Genomic DNA, 23,043 nt, shown 5'->3' on the forward strand with positions numbered 1-23,043 from the left:
AGGGAGAAAGGACTTGACCAGGGAACATTGGTAGGGAGATCCCCCGCATGCATCAGGCAGAGAGGGTAGAACATTCTCGACGGACGCTATATGAAGGGGAAGGCCATCGCGTCGTGGGATGGAAAGACCGCTTCCAGAGTGATGCCTTCAATCAGAGCTTTTCTCAGGCTGTGACTTTTGTTGATAAATGAGCGGACGCCGAGATGTACAAAGGAGGTGACACACATGTGTTCACGCAGAGGATTCTTGATCGGATTGTTTTTGTTCACCCAAATGAGTTTGCTCACTCGCATTTCCGACAATATTCATAGCAGAAGGAGTGGAAAATTCATGAAACAAGGCTGGGTGCTACAAACAGGAGATATTTGATGCATATTGATTTCAACCTTTCAGTAAACGGCCTCCCGAAGATAGCAGATTTTTGCGTGGTGGGATCAGGGCCAGCCGGAATGACTGTCGCGTTAGAACTTGGAGACTATGGTCGTTCAGTGATCCTCTTAGAGGGAGGCGGCCTTAATCGGAGCGCGGAGTCTCAGGAGATTTATAAGGGGGATGTGATAGGTGACCCCTACTTCGAACTTGATTCTGCTCGGTTACGATATCTGGGGGGTACGAGTGGCCATTGGGGAGGGCACTGCCTACCACTAGCTGAAATTGATTTCCAAAAGAAGGAGGGCTTTGAGGATGCATACTGGCCAATAGAAAAGAACGCCCTAGACCCCTTCTTGGGGAAAGCACTGTCCATTCTCGAAATTCCAGAACCACCCCATGACGTTGTCGTAGATCGTGAATTCGGCATCAGACAAATTGGTGCTTCGCATTCGCTAGTTCGATTTGGTGAAAAATATCGGGAGAGACTTAATTCGTCGACAAACGTCATTTACGTTACAAACGCCAACCTAACGGGATTGCAGACTGATGGCCAGCGTGTCGTGAGTGTAACCGCTACGAACTATTCGGGGCAATCTACCGACGTAAAGGCGAAACACTTCATTTTGGCGATGGGCGGGATAGAAAACAGCCGGATGCTTCTGTGGTGTAATCATCAGACGAAGGGGAAAATTGTTGACCCTCGAGCACCCTTAGGTCGGTATTGGATGGAGCACCCCGCTTTCACGGTGGGAGAAGCGCTCGTTGATCTCAAATTGACGCCTCTTTATCAGGGGAAGAGCTTGGTTGGTTTGACGGATGCGGTAAAAGGAAAGTTATCGACGTTAAATTGCACTATTTCAGTGAGAGGAATGTCAACTGAAGGGACACGGGCGCTGCTTCGCGACCTTTTATGCGTCGCGCCGAAAGCCGGCGCATGGGCCGCTTCCCTCGTAGGGGAAAACCTCGTGTGTGGGAAAATCCTCAGAGCGCAGTGGGAACAAGAACCCATTTGGAATAATCATGTGAAACTGTCCGAGACGAAGCGTGACCGTTTCGGAATTCCGATGACGGAGCTTCACTGGAAAAAAACAGGTCGAGATCTCGCCACGCTACGAAAATCCCTTTCTCAGTTCAATGATTATGTGATGGCCAGAAATTTCGGACGCATCAAGTTTGCCAATTGGGTGTTTGGCAATGATGGTTTTCCCGATTACCGCGAGACGGATGATGAGGGCGCTGGTTGGCACCACATGGGCGGCACTCGAATGGCAGACACGGTCAAGAATGGTGTTGTGGATACAAATTGTCGTGTGTTTGGACAAAATAATCTGTACGTCGCTGGCTCATCAGTTTTTCCATCTGGTGGAGCGGCCAACCCAACTCTCACGATTGTTCAGCTCGCCTTGCGATTGGCGAAGCATTTGCGGAATGTCTGAAATGACTCAGTGATCGCGGAGCAGGTTCATCGACGCAAGGAGAGGTGGCTTCGCTTGGCGAAGCGGATGGACGGCCTGCTCTTTGGTGAACTTCGACCGCTTCACGAGGTGCGTCCTTTTCCCCTGCCCCTGTTGAAGCAGTACCTTACTCCAAGTGTGAACCGTCCTCTTTTATTGAGATGGCCTTGGACTTTCTCGGAGATACCCAGTATTTCGTGGAGTATCATATTTATATTGCTTGACCATAGAGCACAGGAACGTTATTTAACCCCAACAGTACCGACAAGCTTACGACCAAACCAGCTTTATAGTGATCTGGCAAATGTATCTTAGCTAATCCTCGCGCTGCCAATATGGTCAGTGGGAATAGTACTTGCGACGAATATAAGAACGCCTCTCTTGGGTTAAAGAACACGTAGAACGCCAACATGGTCAATGCCCAGATGGCTATCGGTAACACCAACTCGTCGGACCGACGGATGGCTTGTCCTATTGCAACAACGCCAATGACGAGATATAGAAGCAAGGTCGCCGCAGCAATAGGATTATTAACATAGCCCAGGACCTGATGAAGGGGAATATTGCCGGCTAACGAACCCACCGGGCTAACTACTGAAAAGAGGAAGAAACTTACTGCTACAGAGGCCACCTTCTTTACTTCCAACAGGTTGCTGAGAGAGGCATAATGGTTTGCGTAATCTCGAGAAAAGCCCAGGATTGAACGCCCGTAAATTAACGCATATGGCAGGCAAAACACTAAGCATGCCGCTACCATCGTCAAAATTCCGTAACGAAGGGCTTCCTTCTCTCTTCCCCAGTTCCATCCATAAACAATACCCACCAGTGAGAGGGATAATAAAGGTGGATTGAGTAACCCAGCAAACCCTGCTGCCGTCCCAAGCAACACAGTACTACGACCAGTTCGTTTATTTCCAAGCGCAAGCAACAAGCATACATAGGCTTCGACCGCCAAACCAGATAATGAATATGTCTCAGGAATGCTGAAAAATGTCAGATTACTAAACATTAAGCCGTACATCACACATAGTGCCAGAGCGAGCGTCTTTGACACTGCAAATCGACTCAGTATCCACCATGCGAAAGTTACATTGCCTGCTGCTATTAGACCAAGAGTCACGATAACTGACTGATCCTCACCAATCCTAAATAGCCACCCTACGGCATCAACCATCGGCGCGGTTACTATCGAAAACAACGGGTGTTTGCGCATATCTCCGTCTACGGTCAACGATCGCATAGCGTCAGCGATTTCGACCGTATCGGCCCCAAAAAACGAGCCGTCATTCCCCACCAGTGTGACCTGTGCTTCATCACTAAAGAATAATGGTGCTAGTTGCGCAAGATTCAGCATGTAAAACACCACAGAGGTCAAAAACCAGCACGCACCGATTAAGAACGTTGATCGGGAGAGTTTCAAAAGGCTCATGGTTTGATTATTTCTCTCTTAGCAACACCCCTGCGAAATTTGATGAGCGGCTGCATCAACGAGACACGATCCAAAGAGAACCCGAGCGCCCGCTCCTGAGCCGAATACGAAAGCCATTTTCTCTCACAACCACGACCTAACCCCTGGGCTACTTCTTGACAAGCCGTTACAGTCATCCACGGAGCCCCGTTTCCAGTGGGCAATGATCGTCGGGTGTACCCGGTGCGCGGCGCTGAGTTCACTGAGCACTTGCACGCCCTAGACCGCCTCGACAACCACACGCGCCTTGAACGCTTCCGACTGTGTTTTCCGCTTCTGCCCCATACGTCTCTCCCTCTTGTTTGGACAACAGTGCCACCAGAAATCTTGGCTTCACCACATGTTCAAAGAGCGGGGAAGCTTCAGGGGAATCTGATTGTTTGCCAAGGCGAAAGGCTACAAGGGCATGGTGCAGAAAGAAGCCGAGCTGAAAATGGAACTAGATCCTTGAAATTGGCCCCTATTGAGATGGCGGGATCGCTCCAGCTTGAGAGGCATCTTCTACTTCTATGCGATAGATTACCAGTGCCCTTTGCAAGTCCGAATAGACGGGTTTCAGCCATGGTATGGTATTGACAGGTTCGGCGAGCATTTTAAGCTCAGGGCGCCTTCCCAAGGCAATTGTGTCATACACGAGATAATCAGCCGGCGATTTCTTCAGTGACTCATGTAGCTCATCTAGCGATTTCACCATCGGAAAGAAAACATGTTTCCCGTCGACCATAAAAGCAAGATGCGACTTTCTAGCCACGATCCTGACGCCGCTGACAGAAACGCCCTTGAGATACTCACTTGCCCCGAAGAGTTCATAGGGCTGGTCGTTGATATACCGATGTATATTCCTCATGGACGTCAGCGCAGAAATAGAACAAATGGTTAGGCCGATACAGAGCAAGCCAGCCTTGGTCATCCCGCATGAGAGCCATCCATTGTCTGAAATCCAGTCTGCAGTAGCGATCAACAGATAACTGGCCAGTCCTACATAGCAGACCAGCACATACAGATAATAACGAGTTTCCCAAACATTGAAACTCATGAGAAGCAGATACAAGAATAACGATAATAAAAAGACCCAGATTTCTCGCTGACGAAGCTTTACGAGGGCCAAAGGTATTGCTGCAACAGCCACCACGCCGATGGGTACGAGGAGAAATTCCCCGGACAGGCTTCCTGAAATCGATTTTGCGATATTGGCGAGATAATGCAGAAGAAATCGTTTCGGATCGTGAAATAGAACATCCCCGAAACTTTTAAAAACCATGCCAGCCTGTGTAAATCCCTCCCAACTATTTTGATACCCATAAAACACGACCGCCATGTTGAGATAATTGGTGCTGGATAGAAGCGTACCGCGATTGACGTAATTGAGCCACAACCAGGGCGAGATGATGACCAGGAAGCCTACTAAATGGGTCGCCGCGACCTGTACCCGCTTCAGAACCGGCAGGCCAAAGCAGTTGAAAATCACGATACCAGTCACGATGGTTGTCGGCAGAAACACTCCATTATACCGTGTCAGAGTGGCGAGACCAGCCAACATCCCCGCAAGTATGACCTTCTGCCATAGACCAAGAGTGACACAGGTGATCGTGAACATTGTTGTCACACACAACAAGAGGAACATCAGATCGGTCCCAGGCTCAATCGAATACAGCGCATATTCCCCAGCTACCAGCATGATGATTACGGCAAGGATAGCTGTGCGGAAACCAAATAGGCTCCTGAACAGATAGTAGGCAGCGAGTCCAGACAGGGAAGCAGAGAACGCGGCAATCCATTTTCCAGAAACAAAATAATCGCCAGTTATTGCAGTAACTGCTGATAAAACGAGAGGGTATCCCGGGCCATTAAATGTGTTTTCTGGGAATTCGCCTTTGGCAATTCGTTTGGCATCCGGAGCATACATGGAATAGAAATCACTATTATCGTAGGAACCGACGACATAATCCCGTCCCACATACAGTGCCATGACCAGATAGACTAGACAGACCGTGATGGGTAACAGATGTTCCCAGCTGACTGACCTCGGTTCATTCTGTATGTCAAGAACACTCATGGAGACTCCAGCGTCTACGCAATAGCGGCTCCGTTTCATTGGACAGGTTCTGTCTGTTCATATGTGTTGCCTGTGGCGGTTAAGCTGACTGAGCGGAAGGCAAGCTGGCTGGTTTTTCCAGTCCACGGGATCAGGCGTATGCCTGTAAATAGCTTGATGGGGTCGAGGCCGATTGTGGCGACTCACATAGCGCTCCGGCCCCTGCTCCGCGGCGCTAACGGTGTCCCGTGTGCGCAAGACACATCCTCGCATTTGATGCTTTTCCAGAGTCGTTCCACCAACCTATTGCCTCTCAGCGGCCTTTTCCATTCCATGCTCATCTGAATGTCGTGATGATTCAGGAACCCCATGCACTCATGGCAGGTGAACTGACGCACCTTTGGTCGGCATTGAAGATGGTTGGGATGCCATACCGGTCGATGGCCTCCGGCACCGTATCGAGGCAGAAATCTGTTGCCGGCATGTTGGAGAACCGGCGGACAATACCCGGCGACTTGCCCGGCCGAGAACGGCGAAGCGATCGCAAGCAATGCATTTTGCATTTACACGACAACCATCGCAGCCGCAAAGCTTATGCCAATACCAATCAAAACCGCCCAACTTACTTTATCCCTAACGGCAAATATGAGCGGATCATCGCACATATGTCCCCTATGCGCCTTCAACCATATCCAGCTGATCCAAAACATCAATAGCGGTACGGCTCCCCAAATAAATTCAGGAGTACGGTAATGTGCAGTTGCACTTTCCCCATGCAGGTAAAGCGCGAGCACCAAGACCGCAGCATACCCTGCAGCAATACCCAGCGTTTCGACAATCGGCGTATCGATCACATAGTAGCCGCGCCCATGTGTTTGGTTTTTGCCCTCTCGCAAAGAATCTTGTAATTCAGCGTACCGTTTCACAAAGGCCAACGACGTAAATATAAAAACCGAGAAGGCAAGCAGCCAGAACGATAGCCGAATCGATACGGTCGCTGCACCTGCGACAATACGCAGAGTGTACAAGGCAGCTAATGTCAAACAATCCACCAAGACAAGCCGCTTGAGTTTTACTGAATAGGCAAACGTTAACGTGAAATACACAAGAAGCCACACCGTAAAAGCCTTGCCGATGTGGATCGCTAACGCAAGACTCAGCAAGCCACAAACTGGCGCTAACAGGACTCCATAGTGTATCGGCACCAAGCCAGAAGCGAAGGGACGATATTTTTTGCGGGGGTGTCGCCTGTCACTTTCAAGATCAAGCAGATCGTTCGTGATATAGACTGCAGAAGCACAGAGGCTGAAAGAACAAAACGCCAAAATAAGCTGCGCCAACAAATTTACTTCGCTGAACCGATGTGCTGCCATCAACGGCACGAAGAGCAATATGTTCTTCAACCATTGGTGAATACGAAACACTCGACGCCACGCCGACCAGGCTATCGGTACACGTGGAAAGTAACCGTGAATCTCCGTAACTTGTTTCGCTTTGGCTAAAACGCTCGATGAAGCGTTGACGACGATGCCTTTCGATGCACCACTCCACACATGAATGTCATCAGCGGAGTTTCCCGCATAAATGTATCCCCCCTCTCCATACGCTTGATCCAAAGCAGCTTTTTTTCTGGCACCGGCCAAATTGTGATTGCCGTCGCTGGCCATGACTTCATCAAACAACTGAATGTGGTCTGCTATCCGTTGGGCCACACTCGTATTTGTGGCAGTACAGAGTACGAGCCTATGCCCAAGTTGCTTTTGCTGTTTCAGCCAATCGATGAGCCTAACGTTGTAGGGTAGAGTGGCCGGATTTAACTTAATAGAGTCCGCCAACTTCTGTTTGAGGAAAGCCTTTCCAGCTAGCAACCAAAATGGAAGATAGAGAACGGAAATGCTTTTATCACGAAGGAGTTGCAGAGCAGATTCATGGAGAGTATCGGTGCAGAGCAGGGTTCCATCTAAATCAACGATTATCGTCTGAGCCTTGTCTCCCAAGGATGAGACGGGATCGGTACAAACTGTGGCTTCTCGTGATGACATTGAGGTCGCTCTGAGCTAGCTGGGATTTCGTGGAGACCCGGTTAAGGCTCACCTTCCTGACGCCCGAATTCCAACGGGCTCAGATAGCCGAGGCACTGAGGGAGCCGCTGGCGACTATAGAATCCTTCAATACACGCAAAGATCTGCCGGCCCACCTCATCCCGTGTGTGATACGGCTGATGGTGGATCAGTTCATTCTTAAAGGGGCTCGGCGCGCGCACTCGGAATTCGATCCCGCCAGGCATAGTAGCCACTGGCCTCCTTGTTTCGGCCTATTGCTCGCGCCCAGAAGGGGCAGTGAAAGAATATCTGGAAGATGTGGAACAGCCTCAAAACCTAGGTACTTCTCATTCCTTGCTTCGTCTGGGGTGGCTGACCCTACAAAAGCAACATATCCGCAACAACTAGGAGTTGGCTCTGCTTTCAACACTAATTCTGCTGGGGGAAGAGGCACATACTTGCATTTCCCCCTAGGCCGCAGAACCTACTCAAGCGCCAAGACCGAGTCCCAGAGAGTCCGCTCACGGCCAGCATGGCACAAAGGTGTGGGATGCGGTGCGGCTGGCGATCTCCTTTTTGCGTGACAAGACCAAGCCGGCATTCCTGTAGCGGCTGCTTGCCGTCAGGTTTGTTGAGGATCAAAGTCTTAACGCTTCCGGCTCATCTTTTTACGTCCTGAACCATCTCTTCGCCCACACCAAGTAAGGCGCTTGTCGAACACCAGTCCCGACTGTGCCCATACGATATTCATGCATCTTGAGCAAAAGGAATGCCATTTCGCTTTATGGCCCCATGTTGGTAAAATGGCTTAGGATGTCAGACTATTCGATTCTTCTGGGGTCTTTTGCCACATCGAGGGGTGATCAGCTGTAGCAGGACTCCTCCTTAGATCTTGCCTAATGGAAAGTGATACTTAAGTATTCAAGCCCCATATGGCTATAAGAGCAGGAGTGTCTGGCCAGTGAGTCTAAGAGTTTGGTCCGATGAGTCACGGTGTATCGATTCGATACATCATGAATATATAATGATTCTATTGATCACAAGGACTTGGGTACATGGAAGCCCGGGCGGTCGAGTTTGAAAAAGGTGGTGGGAGGGAGGCTGCAGCGACCGTAACCGTTTAATTCAAATCAGTATAAGAAACGCGACAGGCTACTTTTCTGACGGGTTCATAGGCCACCCTAAGCTAGCCCGGATTTCGTGGACCCCCGGTTAAGACTCACTGACCCGACGTTCGAACTCCAGCGGACTGAGATAGCCGCTGGCGATTATAGAATCCTTCAATACACGCAAAGATCTCCCGGCCCGCCTCCTCTCGCGTGCGATGCGCGTGATGATGGGTCAGCTCATTCTTCAACATGCTGGAGAGGCTCTCCGCCACAGTGTTATTGTAGCGGTTGTCCTTTCGACTCATACTCGGTGTGATGCCGAGCGTGATGAACTGCTGTTGATACGCGACGCAAAGGATGGCGCTGAGAAGCTATTGAAGGACGGCGATTATGCGATGCTTGTGCTGCTAAATCGATTAGGAGTTGGGATCCAAAAGAGCACCTGATCTACGTCACGCCTTCATCTGATAGGCAATGAACCCCACGACATCAACCGTTTAGGTCAAGACTATTACTCCCACTCGATGGTACTCGGCGGTTTCGAACTGATGTCGTACACGACCCGATTCACGCCTTTGACTTCATTGATGATTCGACTCGACATTCGGCCCAGCACGTCGTTCGGAATCCTCGCCCAGTCGGCCGTCATACCATCCACGCTGGTGACGGCGCGAATCGCGATCACGTTCTCATAGGTTCGCTGGTCGCCCATCACCCCGACCGTTCGAATCGGCAACAGGACCGCAAACGCCTGCCAGATCTCCCGATAGAGACCGGCGCTCCGTATTTCCTGATCGACGATCGCTTCCGCCGCCCGCAGAATCGCCGTCCGCTCCGGCGTCACGGCACCCAGCACACGGATCGCCAACCCGGGACCCGGGAACGGTTGCCGCCAGATGATTTCGTCCGGCAATCCCAGTTCTTTCCCCAGCACCCTCACTTCGTCCTTGAATAATTCGCGGAGCGGTTCGATGAGCTTCAGTTTCATGCGCGCGGGTAATCCCCCGACGTTGTGATGCGTCTTGATGGTCGCCGAAGGCCCTTTGAAGCTGATGCTCTCGATCACGTCCGGATAGAGTGTGCCTTGGACGAGATACTTGACGCCTTTCAGTTTTTTCGATTCGGCCTCAAAATGCTTGATGAACTGCCGCCCGATGATTTTTCGCTTTCGCTCGGGATCTGTCACATTCTTCAGCCCGGCGAGAAACTGTTTGGTTCCGTCAAGAATTCTGAGATTCAGGTGGAGCTGCGAGGCGAACGTCTTCTGCACTTGGTCACGTTCACCGGCCCGCAAGACACCGTTATCGACAAAAATGCAGGTCAACTGATCGCCGATCGCCCGATGCGTCAGCGCCGCCGCGACCGATGAATCGACGCCCCCGCTCAGCGCGCAGATGACCCGTTCCTTGCCGACCTGCTCTCGTATCTGCTTCACCGCCGTCTCGACATAGGACTGCATGGTCCAGGTCGGCTTGCAGCCGCAAATCTCGTACACGAAGTTACGCAGGATTCGCGTGCCCTCCGGTGTGTGAGCCACTTCGGGGTGGAATTGCAGGCAATAGATTCTCCGCTTGTGATCCTTTCGCTTCATTGCCGCGACGGGCGAATTGCTCGTGTGCGCGATCGATCGGAACCCAGGCGGCATCCGTTCGATGCGATCACCATGAGACATCCACACGGCTGTCTGCTTCTCGGTTCCCACTCCTAGAAACAGATCATCCGCGTCGTCGATCGTGAGATCCGCTCGGCCATACTCTCGATGTGTCGACTTGGCGACGTCCCCACCGGAGAGATGCGTCACCAGCTGCATGCCATAGCAAATACCGAGGATCGGAATGTTCTGATCGAGAAGTTCCTTGGGCACGAGCGGCGCTTTTTTTTCGTAGACGCTGGATGGTCCGCCGGATAGAACGATGCCCTGCGGACGATACGCAAGAATCGTCGCCAAAGAAACCGTGCAGGGAAGGATTTGCGAGTAGACTTGGGCTTCGCGAATGCGGCGAGCGATCAGTTGAGTGTACTGCGACCCAAAGTCGAGGACCAGAATTCTATTGTGCCAAAGTTCCATAGGGCCGTCGTTCGTGAAGCGTGAAGCGTCGTTCGCTTGGACGAGGAAAACAGAAAGGTGATTGCGAGATATGCTTCACGAGAGACGTTTCACGCGGGGCTATTCCCAATCCATCCGGTAGTTCGGTGCCTCTTTCGTGATAATCACGTCGTGCACATGGCTCTCACGCAGGCCAGCGACAGACTGCCTGATGAAGGTCGCATTCTGCTGCAGGTCGGCAATCGTTTTACAGCCGCAATAGCCCATCCCCGACCTAACGCCGCCGACCAACTGGTAGACCACGGCCGCCAGCGGACCCTTATAAGGAACACGGCCTTCGATTCCTTCGGGGACCAACTTCTGCGGCGCGCGCCCACCCTGCCCGTACCGATCTCCGCCCCCTCGCTCCATCGCCCCGATGGAACCCATGCCGCGATAGACCTTATAGGTTCTGGCTTGATAGAGCACCGTCTCGCCCGGAGATTCCTCCGTTCCGGCAAACAGACCGCCGAGCATGACAGACGAGGCACCGGCAGCCAGCGCCTTCGTGATATCGCCGGAAAACTTGATGCCCCCATCGGCAATGATCGGCACCCCGCTTCCGCTCAACGCCTTGGCGCAATCCGCGATGGCGGTCAGCTGCGGCATTCCGGCGCCCGACACGATCCGCGTGGTACAGATCGATCCAGGTCCGACCCCGACCTTCACGGCATCGACACCGACTTTGAGGAGGTCTTTGGCCGCCTCTGCGGTTCCAATGTTTCCCACAACAAGTTCGAGAGCCGGATACAGTTTCTTGATCATCTTCGCGGTATCCAGCACCGCTTGCGAATGACCGTGTGCCGTATCGATCACCACCAGATCCACGCCTGATTTCTTCAGGAGGGTCACGCGCTCTTCGGTATCTTGCCCGACACCGACCGCCGCCCCGACCCGTAATCTGCCATGGCTGTCCTTACACGCGTTGGGATATTTAATCCGCTTTTCGATATCCTTGATCGTAATGAGACCCTTCAGTTCAAATTGCTTGTTCACGACCGGCAACTTTTCGATCCGATGTTCATGAAGAATCTCTCTCGCCTTTTCCAGGCTGGTCCCTTCCGGTGCCGTGATCAACCGGTCCCGCTTCATCACCTGCGACACTTTCAAGTCCATTCGGGTTTCAAATCTCAGATCGCGGTTGGTGAGAATCCCGACCAGCTTGCGTCCCTTCGTGACGGGGATGCCGGAGATTCGATATTTCGCCATCAATTGATGGGCGTCACGAATTGTCTCGTCGGGAGAGATCGTCACGGGATCCAGGATCATGCCACTTTCTGATTTTTTGACTTTGTCGACCTCGATTGCCTGATCCGCCGGCGATAGGACTCGATGAATAATGCCAATCCCCCCTTCACGCGCCATCGCGATCGCCAATCGCGCCTCCGTCACCGTGTCCATGGCGGCACTGAGGAGCGGAATATTGATCCGGATGTTGCGCGATACGAAGGTGCCGGTATCGACTTCGTTGGGTAGGATCTGTGACTTGGCAGGCACGAGGACCACGTCGTCATAGGTGAGTCCCTGTCTCGGTTCTTTGTCAAGCATCGTACCCTCTTCTAGCAAGCCGTTGAAAAAGTCCGCCAGCTGCGTTCTCGCGGCGCTCAGAGGTTCAACGTATGGAAAAAAGTACGCGTCGCCTCTTCGCTTACTGCGGCCTTGCTGGACGGCCTTTTTGAACAGCTTGCCGGCTCATGTGAGATCCTATTAGACGCTCTGCGTGCGTTGCGTTTTTTCCAAGTCGGCCAACTCCTCGGCCTCGTCTTGTAACCGCTCGCTGCCCTCTTCCGCCGGCATGAACTGCTGAACTCGCGTGTTGCCGCTATCCACGACGAAGACACTGCCCTTTGCATCAACGGCGATCCCGTATGGGAAATTGAATTGCCCGTCACCGTTGCCGAACCCGCCCCACTGAGTGATGAAATTCCCCTCTCGGTCGAACTTTTCGATCCGATGATTCCCGGTATCCGTCACATAGACATCTCCGGCTCCATCGATGGTGATGCCCCATGGTGAGCGTAATTGTCCGGCCTCTTGAGCCAAGGAACTGCTGGCATGCCCCGCCGACGGACTGCCCCCCCATTTCGTCAACAGCTGCGGCAAGACATTGGTGCTGGTGTCGAATTTTTGGATACGGTGATTGCCCATATCGACGACATAGACCGACCCGTCTTCTTGATCGACCGCCACCCCGCGCGGGAAATAGAACTGTCCATCGCCGTTTCCGAAGCTGCCCCAAGCCATAATGAACTCGCCCGCCATGTCGAACTTCTGCACACGAAAATTGGCGCTGTCGACGACGTAGACATAGCCGCGCACACGGTCTACTGCAATACCCCAGGGGGCATTGAACTGCCCCTCCCCATTTCCACGCGAGCCGAACTTCATGAGGTAGCCGCCGAGTTTTCCGTCGAACTTCTGAACCCGATGGTTGTTGGTATCGACGACCCACACGTCGCCCTTGCCGTCGCAGGCAACGCCGGTGGGATTGTGGAAGTTGGAATTCGCCGAACCGAAACTCCCCCAGAGAATGATGAAACTGCCGGCGTTGTCGAACTTTTGCACACGATTGTTTCCATTGTCGACGATGAACAGCGATCCCTGCTGATCCACGCAGAGTCCGTACATCGGCGCCAGAAACTCGCCGCCATGCAAGAGCGACGCGCCACGTCCGGGTTTGCCCCATTTCGACACGCACAGGTAGCCGGAGGTATTGACGAGAATCGTCGTGCTGGCCGGAGTGGAGATGTTGTTGCCGATATCCTTGAACCATACATAAATCGTCTTCTGCCCATCCGCGGGGGATAGGAGGAAGGGAATGGTAGCCCCGAACTTGATGGCCGGCGTCACATCCACCCACCCCGGAGTTCCGGCCACAGGAGTCAACGGACTTTCAGAGATAAAATAGGCTCCGACCCCCGAGTCCAAATCGGTCGCCGAGATCGTCACCACGATGTCAGGCGAATTGGTCATGAACGCCCCGTGATTGATGACCGCGTACGGATTTTGCGGCGCCGTAATATCAATGAGCACGGGCGTCGCCGTGACCTCTTCCGATAATCCGCTTTCCGCTTCGTCTTCGAACACCGCCGTCACGGCATAAAAGTACGGCGTATCGTTGGTCAGGCCCTCGTGGGTATAGGGATTCGTCACACCCTCGATCTTGGTGGCCCCCTGAGTCGTGAGATGAGGAGCGGTGCTGAAATAGAGATTGTAGGATTGCGCGCCCGCCACCTCCATCCAACTCAAGAACGCTTCTGTATCACCGGGCTTCACGGCGAGACTGCGGGGCGGCTGCACGGCCCCGGCTTCCACCGCCTGGGTCGGCTGCTCTTTGCCACGATTGATCTCCTCTTCGGTCGGCACATACTTCAGGACACGGTTGTTGCCGCTGTCGGCCACGAAGACGCTGCCTTCCTTATCTACGACGATGCCGTAGGGGAAGTTGACCTGCCCCTCCGTTTTACCGCGATTGCCGAATGAGCAGAGAAACGTTCCATTGCCGTCAAATTTCTGAATCCGGTGGTTGCCGCTGTCGACGACATAGACGTTGCCCAGCGCATCACAGGCAATCCCCCATGGCGCCTTGAACTGCCCGGGCCCGCTGCCCTCGCGCCCCCATTTCGTCAAGAAGCTTCCCCGCGGATCGAATTTTTGGATGCGGTTATTGCTCTCGTCGGCGACATAGATGTTGCCGACGAAATCGACCGCCACGCCGCGCGGGAAAAAGAACGCGCCGTCGAAACTCCCGTCACGTCCCCACTTCAGCAGCGGCTGGCCGTCGGCTTGAAACTTTTGAATGCGTGCGTTGCTGGTATCGGAGACGTAGACGTTGCCGTCTTGATCCGTCGTAATCCCCCACGGCACGTCGAACCGGCCCATGTCGGCTCCGCGCCAGGCGAACCCAAACTTGCCCCAGGCCTTCTGCACGTTGCCTTCCAGATCGAACTTCTGCACTCGATTGTTCCCGCTGTCGGCCACGTACACGACATCATCCGGCCCCACTGCTAAGCCGCGCGGATAGTAAAACTGGCCCTCTTGTGTGCCGGGTTCACCACCCCATCGAGCTAAGAACTTTCCGGCCTTGTCGAATTTTTGGATCGAATGGTTGTCGGTATCCGCAACATAGATGTTGCCATCCTTGTCCAGCGCAATCCCTGTGGGTGAGCTGAATTCACCCTCATCGACACCCTCATGGCCGATGACCATGGCCAACAGATAGGGTGAAGGAATCGCCATGACTTCTTGCGATTCAGGGCTTTCCCCCTTCGGGGTCACTACCGTGACGACATAGTGATAACAAGTTCCATTGGCAAGGTCGTCGTGGAGATAGGGGCTCGTGGCGCCTTCCAAGCACGTCGCCTTGTCTTTCTTGACTCCGATCGCGCTTTTGAAATCCTCGGGGCTGGCGATGGGTCGGGTCAGTTCCGAAAACTTGATCTGTACGCCCTTGGTGGTCTGGAAATACAGGTTGTAGTACATGGCGTCCGGAACCGGATCCCACGTGATCGTGATGCGTCCATTACCAGGTTTGGCTTGGACATTCTGGGGCGGAGACGGCAGCTCTTCGTCCTCTACCAGCGAATCTCCTCCGCCCCACTCTCCCTGGGTTCCATCGACAAAGAGACGGTGCCGATCGAATTGAAACATTTCATCAAAAAGCCAGGCTTTCATCACGGTATTGCCTCAGGGTGGTTCGTAAAACGGTTCAGAAACAGTGGAACTTTCAATCGCTTAGACTTGGATTGGACACTCTAGCAAAGCGATGGAAATGGAGTCAAGGCAACCGCCATTGGCTCTCTACAACAGAGTAAAAGAGCCTCTATGGTATCCACAGCTGGATCGATTACAATGCGCCGTTCACTCGATAGCGCAATGAACTGCGGGATGGTGGTCCGAATTCAGAAAGGAGCACGACGGAGGCAGCGATGCGGAATTTCATACTTGGCGTCATGATCGGTGTACTGCTGACCTCGATGGGCGTACAGGCAGCCGGGAAAGACGGGTTCGGAGGTAACGCGAGGCCTCCACGCCTGAATGATGAACGGGAACGCCAGTTCCAGCTTGAACTCGAGCATATGCGTAAGCAGACCGAGTTGGAACAGGCGCGGATGCAAGGACAAAAGAAGCCTTGTTAGTACACACCCGAACAATGGCACAGCTACTCAATAGTTCGTCACAGAGGAAACAACAACTGAACGAGCTCAGTATCAATAACCATAGCGGATTCAAAGGTGAACGATCATGAGGATGTTTCAGGTGAGACAAACGGTAACGTATGAACTGACGACGGCGGCGGGAACGGAGCAAGAAGCCATCCTGAAGGCGAAAGGCATTCCCCTGACCCAGTGGACCGCCGAGGCCGACGAGATCACGGCGGAAATGCTCGACGAGACCGATGAAATCGACGAATATTGAGATCCGCTCATCTTGGCTTGCCTTACAGCTATTAGGGAGAACGCACCATGCTTAAGATTCAGATCATCCGATCTTCAATGCTCTGCTTGCTACTCATCGGAGCAATGATCGCTCCGGCATTCGCCGGTGACACCGTACGCTCAAGCGGTCAGGCTTCTACATTGGATAAGAAAACCGAGGATCGGGCGAGATATGTCATCAAGATCGCCGGATGCAACGATTGCCACACAACCGGCTATGCGGAAGCGGCCGGCAAGATTCCCGAGAAAGACTGGCTCAAGGGAGATGCGATGGGATGGCGTGGTCCCTGGGGCACCACCTATGCGAGCAACTTGCGTCTCTATATGCAGAATCTTTCGGAAGACGAATGGATCAAGGTCTCACGCTCAGTCGAGCTTCGCCCGCCCATGCCATGGTTTGTGCTTCGTGTGATGACTGAACAGGATCTGCGGGCGATGTATCGATTCATCAGAAAACTCGGACCTGCCGGCGAACCGGCTCCCAGCTATCTCCCGCCGGATCAAGAACCGCCGAAGCCGTATATCCAGTTCCCGTAGCTGTAAGAATTTTAGGACAGGATTTGTCTGTCAGGTTTTCGGAGGATCACACCAGCCAATTCTATTTACGGAACATTGAAGGAAGATGTGAGAAGTGCACTTGTCAGGGGGTTGATTCAACTGCAACGTGGATCACACTAACGAAGAGATTGAGCTATGAAAGACAGCGACGGTCGAAGACAAGAATTCGCTGCAACGAACCTCTAACTCTCCGCCACGCACCGGCGCATACGTGACAAACCTCCCTCACGAATCGCCACCCTCGTTTTCAATGGCGACTTCAATTGCTGAAGGCTCGGCACACGCTACCGGTGCCCGCGGCCATTGATTCACTACGCGGTCAGGCAACCACCTGGTCACCCCGTTGGAACTACTAACTCTTTTTGTACACGACTAAGCCACCGATAAAGATTGCAAGCATGACAGACGCGAACATCAAAAAGGTACTATCCATGGCTCACTCCTTTCGTTTGTGCCATGAGCTCAGACGTTGCGCTTCTCACATTGCTTTCTCAAAAAAGGCCTTAGACGCTCTGAACCTTTTCCCTCGTCTCAGTCTGGTTCATTCCTACGAAACCCGAATGGATTCACTACGGGCGACCCTTTCCCGATGGGTGAGGCCGCCCGTGCATGGCGCTTAGGGCACCAAGGGAATCCTTTAATTTTTGAGACCCGCGCGAAGAGTGGGCCAATGGGTGGAAGAGTGCTCCATGGGAAGCACTGAGATTCGCTTGCCAGCGTACCGTTACGCCAACCTGAAATCTCCACAAGGCGTATCTGACATTTGAATCCCCTACGCGGGGAAACGACAGCCGATGGAGAACCGGCTAGCGTGACTGGCGCGGCACCCGCCCATAACTCGGCGGGCCGATGTGATCCGGTGGACTAAGGTCTTCCATTTCCACCTCCTCCTGCTACGGAATGACTCGAAGCTTATAGAATGCGACAAGTCAATGGACTATTTTCTCAATACTCCCGTTCCAGCTTCTTTGTCAACTAAAACAATCCAGCGTGCATCGGTCATAGTTGAAAGCATACAGCATGCCACTCCCAAACGAAGCAAAATCTGAAGGGACACCTACAATATGGTCAACACTGTTCAGAATGGTCCGCAGACACGTGCACGATTACCGTTGCACGCGAAGGATGGGACCAAGAGCAAGCCATTTTGCTGGTCCTAGGGCAGCCATGTGGGGTAAGTGAGCCACGTACCACAATACGACATCCTGCTCTTGGACTCCCTGATTGTCCTCATCATACCCGAGTTGCCCACGGGCGCCGAAGCTCCAGGAAATGTCTTCGCTCACATTGGCACGACGAATCGCAACATCAAAATCGGCGAACGTATCCCGTTCGCCATCGTCCTTTAATGGAGCATACCCGGCACCGGGCAGAACCCAGACTCCATGGCCGTTCACGTGGTCACGAACCAACCAGGTTTTGTACAGCGCAGGAATCTTGACATCGTTACGCTCGTTCACATATTTCCGCCAGCCAGGACCCCACCCTTTATCCGGTCCTCCCTCTTCATGAACGAAGACCTGGTCCATGCCGTTGCCGTTGATGTCAAAATCAAACCTCCAGTAGGGATGATGGTGATGGTTCGTGTTGCAGGACAACCCCCGGCTCTGAACCACCGGCCTGAGCTCCCCATCATCTGAAAGATACCATGACTGATAAATATGATATTCACCGATCCGCGCATACGCCCCCACCTCGAGCCACTTCACATTATTCTGCGTGGCGCTTTCCATACAGACTTTCTGATTCCCGCAGTTCACGATCGGCACGAGGTCCTGCCATCGCAGACGATCCTGAAATGGCCCGCATCGCCCGCTGTCGGCCCGCGAACCGAACCAGGTAAAGGGATTCCACCAGACACGTTCTTTGACATATTTGACACGGATCACCGGCATGCTGGCCTTGTTGAGAATCAACTCATCCGCATACTTGACGTTTCGCAATGCCAGTCCTGTGTTGTCTCGAACCTCCCAGTCAAAACTCCATCGTCCCCAGTCCACATGCTCGGATTGAGTCTCGGCAAACAAGGGCTCGGACAATCCAACGGCACAGAGAATGATCAAGGCGCTCAATAAGATTCGCTTCATCTCACTCCCTCTCACGAACGAGGCGGTTCCTCTCCTGCATCCAGGACTGTATCCTCCGTCAAATCGACCACGGCCCAATATTTCGGATCTCCGTCCTGTCCTTGGGAAAACGTGATCCAAATCGTGCGGTGGGCATATCCAGGGTCATTCCTGAAGAATCCCCGGTCTGGTTGCATGAGTAATCCGTGGCCTTGGAGCTGTTCGACCTTGCCGGCCAAACGTGGGTCCGCCTTGGCTAATTCGATCCCTCGCTGCACATCTTGCTGGCCTTCCGGCGGCTGATACTCTTCAAGACGAGCAGCACTGAGCACATTCATTTCCTTCATGCGAACGTCCACAGCGACGTTTTGTCCATAACTGTAATAGACAAGCCGTGTAAGGCTTGTCGTGTGCCGGCAACACCCAAAGGAGATCTTGCCTTCCGGCGGCACCCGGTCGGCCTCGACGAATGCCCAGCGACTGCCCAGCAACGCCATCACACGAGAGTCGCTCTCGGCCGCTTTCCGCAATGCGGCCACCTCACCGGCGGTCAGGACCGCCGGAGCGTTCGTCGACCGCTTCACAGCCGCATCCGGGGCGGCACCCGCCATTTTTGGTTTGTGGTGACCGGCGATATCTTCGCCGGTGAATTGGAGGACGTGGGGAGCAGGAGCTTTGCCGGGGAGTTTGACTTTCTGCACCGCAGTTTCAGGGTCTTCGGGTCCAAACGGACCACGCGAACCGGCATCGAGACTACAACCGCAACCAACCCCGATGACGATCCAGAGCAAGAACATCCGTCTAATCGGTCGGAATCTCATGGCTCACACCGCGAGCTTCCCGGCAATTCCCAAGGCAAGCTTGGACATTTGGGCAGCGGCCTTGATGACGGCTGCCCGTTTCTTTCGCGAAGCGGCGTCGAGTATGGCCTCCTTCATGAGTTCTTTGTACGTCTTGATCTCGTCCTTACTGAACGGAACGATCTGAGCGATGGTCTCATTGTTGAAGGTGTTGGCCAACTGCAAGTAGAGATTGGAAATCTCCGCCGCGTAGATACCGCGCCGAAGCGGGTCGTTCTTGTAGGTCTCGAATTTTTTCCGTAGCGCCGCGACGGCTTCCAGGAGCGCCTTCTGGCGGACCTTGGTTTCATCCTGTTTTCCCACAGCGAACTCCACAACACCCAGCTGATCGATCAGCGCTTTGGCTTCTTCACGAGCATGATCCACCTGAACGGATAAATCGCTGATTTCCTGATCTGCGCTTTCAGCCGTTTCCATCAACTGCTTGATCAGGGTATCGTTGTCTTCGAGAAAACCGACGACCCCGGCGATACTGGTCTCCATGGTGCCTCCTCTATCAGGATGCTGAAAAAGTCCGCCAGCGGCGTTCTCGTGTCGCTCCGAGGCTCAACGTACCGCAGCGTACGCCTCGCCCCTTCGCTCGCTGCGGCCTTGCTGGACAGCCTTTTTGATCATCCTGAAGGTATTTAGGCGTTCGCATCGTACGGAACATTTTCGGCTATATTGTCGGCATCGTTTTTCCGCAGCCTGCTATTGCCCGTCGTCTTTCTTCAGCTTATCCAGAAGGTCGACCAAGTCGGCCGTGAAGGTATGCGCGCGTTGCAAGCCCCTCATCCTGACGATGCCCGAACCCACGACCTCCTCCAGCGCGTCATTGACGGTCCGGGAATGGTTCACAATCTCCATGATCCGATCCGACTGTCCCGGAGCCTGTTCAATCAAGGCCGACACAAACTCCGGATCGACCGACGCCAGTCCTGATTTGTCGGCATAGCGCTTCAGCTGGGCATGAAGCGCCGCTGTACGTTTCCATGAGTCGTTCAACGCATTCGCCGCATCGCGCAAGCCGCAGAAATCTTCCTCAAACTGATCCCAGACGGCCTTTTCCAACCCTTGATAGTCGGCGAGATACATTTGCCCGACGAGGTAGGCTGCCGCGTACGCTGACTCCCCCTTCTTCCCGGCGGCGTTACGGTACGGGGCGAGGACGAATTGATGTTTGGCTTCGTGCGCCTGCAAGGCCTTGAAGCTCTCGCGCAGAGAGCTGCGCGCCTGCTCTAGAAACTTGATGCGCACTTCCGTTTCTTTCTGGAATACATCGATGTTCGTCTGAGCGGCATCGATTTTGATCCCTTCTTTCTGAATGAGATCGCGTACGGCATCGCTATGAATCGAGTGGCATCCTAATGCGCTCATCAGAACGAGTCCGAGACTCCAAACCGTGGTTCCTCGTAGGATCATGCTGGTCTCCTCCCGCTCACAAGATGGACATCATCGGCGAAGCGTCCGCACCGCTTCCGCGAGCGACTGCACATCGTTGCGTGACAAGGTGACGTCGATATCCAGGTATTGCTTGATGATGGCGTTGATCCGTCGAACCGCTTCGACGTTGGTCCGGTACTGATCGAAGGCCGTCAGATCCACCGCGGACGACGCCTGTGAATCTTTCGCGACACGCTGCTCGATCCGACCAATCAGTTCAGGAAGCTTTTGCAGCAGACTGTTCATGTCTCCCATACCGGCCTGAAAAATAACCTGCCCGGTCGGTCCCTTGCGCTCGGGGAGATTCTTCAGCCGAATCTCGTTGACCAGCGCGATGATCTCCGTCCCCAACAGGTCGGCATCGTCTTTGGCCAACTCGGGGTCGGCCACATCGGTCAGTTTGGGGTTTGTGGTGGCCCATTGCAGCGCCAAGTTGAGCTTGAGCCGAGTTTGAACATAGCGGTACCATTGCTGATGCCGCTCGGTCACGTTGCTGACCAGCTCGCGGTACTCCTGCATCAGTCGTTCACTCTCGGCATAGGCCTGGTCTTTGGCGATCAAGGCCTGCTTGACTTCGGGCGGAGTGGCGCAACCGACACACAGCAGCAGACTGAGTGAGGCAACAAAGATGTGCGCCGATCTCATCGTGATTCCTCCTTCCGACTTATGCCGGAAACGATCATGCACGAACACGAGGTGCGTACCTACTGAATTCTTTTAAGGATGGCGCAAGGGTAGCGAGAGCAACAGGCGAATGCAAGAAGAATATCGGGCAATACGTACCTTACCCATATGTAGTTATTGGAGCGTAGCGGGCACCTATTAAGAGCCTCCTTCCTTTGACATGCCGTCGACAATTTCCTGGTAATAGGAATCCACCATCGCCGAGTAGGCCTCCTCGACGATCACCAATTGCCGTCGGTCAAACGTATTGGCGCAGTACAGGTATTGGAGCCCCCGAGAAGCGCCGCGCTCGACATGCAGTTGTCGACCCTCCGGTCCTTCGTGCGTCATCTCTCTAGCCACTTCCCGATTTTCCAACTGCTCCCATGCAGCCTGGGCCGATGGCCAATGGTTCTCGTAGAGCGGCGCGCGAGGATCGGTGGCAACGGGCACAGCGTTCTGAGCAAATACTTGACCGCTATCCTGCTCCGGCCGCTCATCCCAAGCCGCAACGGTCTGTCCCCCCTTCTGCATCAGATAGAATGGACCATCTTCCACCGCCTCTTCGATCGATCGGTATTGGATTGGGGCGGAAGTCTCAACCGGCTGTAATCCTCTGTGGGCCAAGGCGCGCTGAAAGGGCACTCGCCTGGCCAATTGCCGCGTTTTCTCGCTCGCGATCATCCGGCCATTTGGGTGGAGAACCTCGCAGAGCCGATCGAGCCGAGCACCCAGCCCTGTCCGCCGTTCAAACGACGCCTGCTGTAACACATTGCGCGCTCGCTCGAACGTTCGCCAACTTTGGCTCGGAAGACCGGGGTCGTGCTCGGCCTGTAACAATGCGTGAGCCGTGAGGATCAGGTCATAGACCCCTGGCAGAGGTTCGGCCTCCGCATCGACACACTCGAAACGAAGATTGTCCAGACCAAGCTCGTGAGCCTTTTTCCGTGCAACCGCGAGTGAAGCTGCTGAGCGGTCAACCCCCACAAACGTTCGGTCACGAAACTGCCGAGCATAGAAGGTGGTCAGAATCCCGAGGCCACAACCGAAATCGAGAATATTCTTCGCTTGGCCGAGCGATGCGATCGTCCGTCGCCCGATCGCTTCATAGTACTCATAGCGCTGGCTGTAGAGGACTGGAAAGATCGTCGGATGCGCGGTGAGATCGTAAAATGCAATTTCGTTGTCACGATCGCCGTTTCGTTTTTGCTCGACGCGTAAGGCCAACAGCTTGAGATCTTCCGATGAGAGTTGCCGTCTCTGCCACGCAAAGTACTCGCGGTCCGACGTGAAGCGTCTGAGCCCCCACCAGGCAAGATGCTCGCGAAGCGATCGCTGCAGGGAATCAGAAACCATTTTAACGGGCTCGCTCAAAACCGTTGCCAGCAAGGCCGCAAGGAGTGAGAACCACGAGTCGTAACCTTCTTCACCCGCCCGCCCCGAGCTGCCAGAGCAGCTCTCTCCCGTTGA

At 53.8% G+C, this 23,043-nt stretch carries 17 protein-coding genes; 4 read left to right on the forward strand and 13 right to left on the reverse strand.

What is annotated here, in order from left to right:
• The first annotated feature begins 368 nt into the window (after window positions 1–368).
• Window positions 369–1,808, forward strand: a complete 1,440-nt coding sequence (locus H8K03_04770; protein UVT21229.1) for a GMC family oxidoreductase — start codon at window positions 369–371, stop codon at window positions 1,806–1,808.
• Window positions 1,809–2,037: 229 nt separating this feature from the next.
• Here H8K03_04770 and H8K03_04775 read toward each other — a convergent pair whose 3' ends face one another.
• The 7 genes from H8K03_04775 to H8K03_04805 all read right to left on the reverse strand — a co-directional run bounded on the left by H8K03_04775 (window position 2,038) and on the right by H8K03_04805 (window position 15,240).
• Window positions 2,038–3,255, reverse strand: coding sequence for a hypothetical protein (locus H8K03_04775; GenBank protein ID UVT21230.1), 1,218 nt, complete (start codon window positions 3,253–3,255; stop codon window positions 2,038–2,040).
• A gap of 499 nt (window positions 3,256–3,754) precedes the next feature.
• A complete protein-coding gene (locus H8K03_04780; GenBank protein UVT21231.1) occupies window positions 3,755–5,350 on the reverse strand; it encodes a glycosyltransferase family 39 protein in 1,596 nt (531 codons plus the stop codon).
• A 542-nt stretch (window positions 5,351–5,892) separates the two neighbouring features.
• Window positions 5,893–7,371 carry a UbiA family prenyltransferase gene (locus H8K03_04785; protein ID UVT21232.1) on the reverse strand — a complete coding sequence of 493 codons (1,479 nt, stop codon included), beginning with the start codon at window positions 7,369–7,371 and terminating at the stop codon, window positions 5,893–5,895.
• A gap of 41 nt (window positions 7,372–7,412) precedes the next feature.
• A complete protein-coding gene (locus H8K03_04790; GenBank protein UVT21233.1) occupies window positions 7,413–7,625 on the reverse strand; it encodes an IS3 family transposase in 213 nt (70 codons plus the stop codon).
• A gap of 1,366 nt (window positions 7,626–8,991) precedes the next feature.
• A complete protein-coding gene (gene guaA, locus H8K03_04795) occupies window positions 8,992–10,548 on the reverse strand; it encodes a glutamine-hydrolyzing GMP synthase (protein UVT21234.1) in 1,557 nt (518 codons plus the stop codon).
• Window positions 10,549–10,647: 99 nt separating this feature from the next.
• On the reverse strand, window positions 10,648–12,114 hold the full coding sequence (gene guaB / locus H8K03_04800) for an IMP dehydrogenase (GenBank protein UVT21235.1): 1,467 nt from the start codon (window positions 12,112–12,114) through the stop codon (window positions 10,648–10,650).
• 159 nt (window positions 12,115–12,273) lie between these two features.
• Window positions 12,274–15,240 carry an SMP-30/gluconolactonase/LRE family protein gene (locus H8K03_04805; GenBank protein ID UVT21236.1) on the reverse strand — a complete coding sequence of 989 codons (2,967 nt, stop codon included), beginning with the start codon at window positions 15,238–15,240 and terminating at the stop codon, window positions 12,274–12,276.
• 254 nt (window positions 15,241–15,494) lie between these two features.
• Here H8K03_04805 and H8K03_04810 point away from each other — a divergent pair, with 254 nt between their 5' ends.
• From H8K03_04810 to H8K03_04820, 3 genes are all read left to right on the forward strand, one after another.
• On the forward strand, window positions 15,495–15,704 hold the full coding sequence (locus tag H8K03_04810; protein ID UVT21237.1) for a hypothetical protein: 210 nt from the start codon (window positions 15,495–15,497) through the stop codon (window positions 15,702–15,704).
• Between the two features lie 121 nt (window positions 15,705–15,825).
• Window positions 15,826–15,984: a hypothetical protein gene (locus H8K03_04815; GenBank protein UVT21238.1), complete on the forward strand. Its 159-nt coding sequence runs from the start codon at window positions 15,826–15,828 to the stop codon at window positions 15,982–15,984.
• Window positions 15,985–16,031: 47 nt separating this feature from the next.
• Window positions 16,032–16,541, forward strand: coding sequence for a cytochrome C (locus H8K03_04820; protein ID UVT21239.1), 510 nt, complete (start codon window positions 16,032–16,034; stop codon window positions 16,539–16,541).
• A 1,127-nt stretch (window positions 16,542–17,668) separates the two neighbouring features.
• On the opposite strand, the gene H8K03_04825 is transcribed toward H8K03_04820, so the two are convergent.
• From H8K03_04825 to H8K03_04850, 6 genes are all read right to left on the reverse strand, one after another.
• Complete coding sequence (locus tag H8K03_04825; GenBank protein UVT21240.1) at window positions 17,669–18,649, reverse strand: hypothetical protein; 981 nt, start codon at window positions 18,647–18,649, stop codon at window positions 17,669–17,671.
• A gap of 11 nt (window positions 18,650–18,660) precedes the next feature.
• Window positions 18,661–19,449: a hypothetical protein gene (locus tag H8K03_04830; GenBank protein UVT21241.1), complete on the reverse strand. Its 789-nt coding sequence runs from the start codon at window positions 19,447–19,449 to the stop codon at window positions 18,661–18,663.
• Window positions 19,450–19,452: 3 nt separating this feature from the next.
• Window positions 19,453–19,971 (reverse strand): hypothetical protein, encoded by a 519-nt coding sequence (locus H8K03_04835; GenBank protein ID UVT21242.1) that lies wholly within the window; start codon window positions 19,969–19,971, stop codon window positions 19,453–19,455.
• Between the two features lie 207 nt (window positions 19,972–20,178).
• The gene (locus tag H8K03_04840) at window positions 20,179–20,889 is read right to left on the reverse strand and encodes a hypothetical protein (GenBank protein ID UVT21243.1); all 711 of its coding nucleotides are present in this window, start codon (window positions 20,887–20,889) and stop codon (window positions 20,179–20,181) included.
• Between the two features lie 30 nt (window positions 20,890–20,919).
• Window positions 20,920–21,555, reverse strand: coding sequence for a hypothetical protein (locus tag H8K03_04845; GenBank protein UVT21244.1), 636 nt, complete (start codon window positions 21,553–21,555; stop codon window positions 20,920–20,922).
• 177 nt (window positions 21,556–21,732) lie between these two features.
• Window positions 21,733–22,929, reverse strand: coding sequence for a methyltransferase domain-containing protein (locus tag H8K03_04850; protein ID UVT21245.1), 1,197 nt, complete (start codon window positions 22,927–22,929; stop codon window positions 21,733–21,735).
• Window positions 22,930–23,043 lie beyond the last annotated feature (114 nt).

This window comes from Nitrospira sp. (assembly GCA_024760545.1).
Lineage (GTDB): Bacteria > Nitrospirota > Nitrospiria > Nitrospirales > Nitrospiraceae > Nitrospira_D.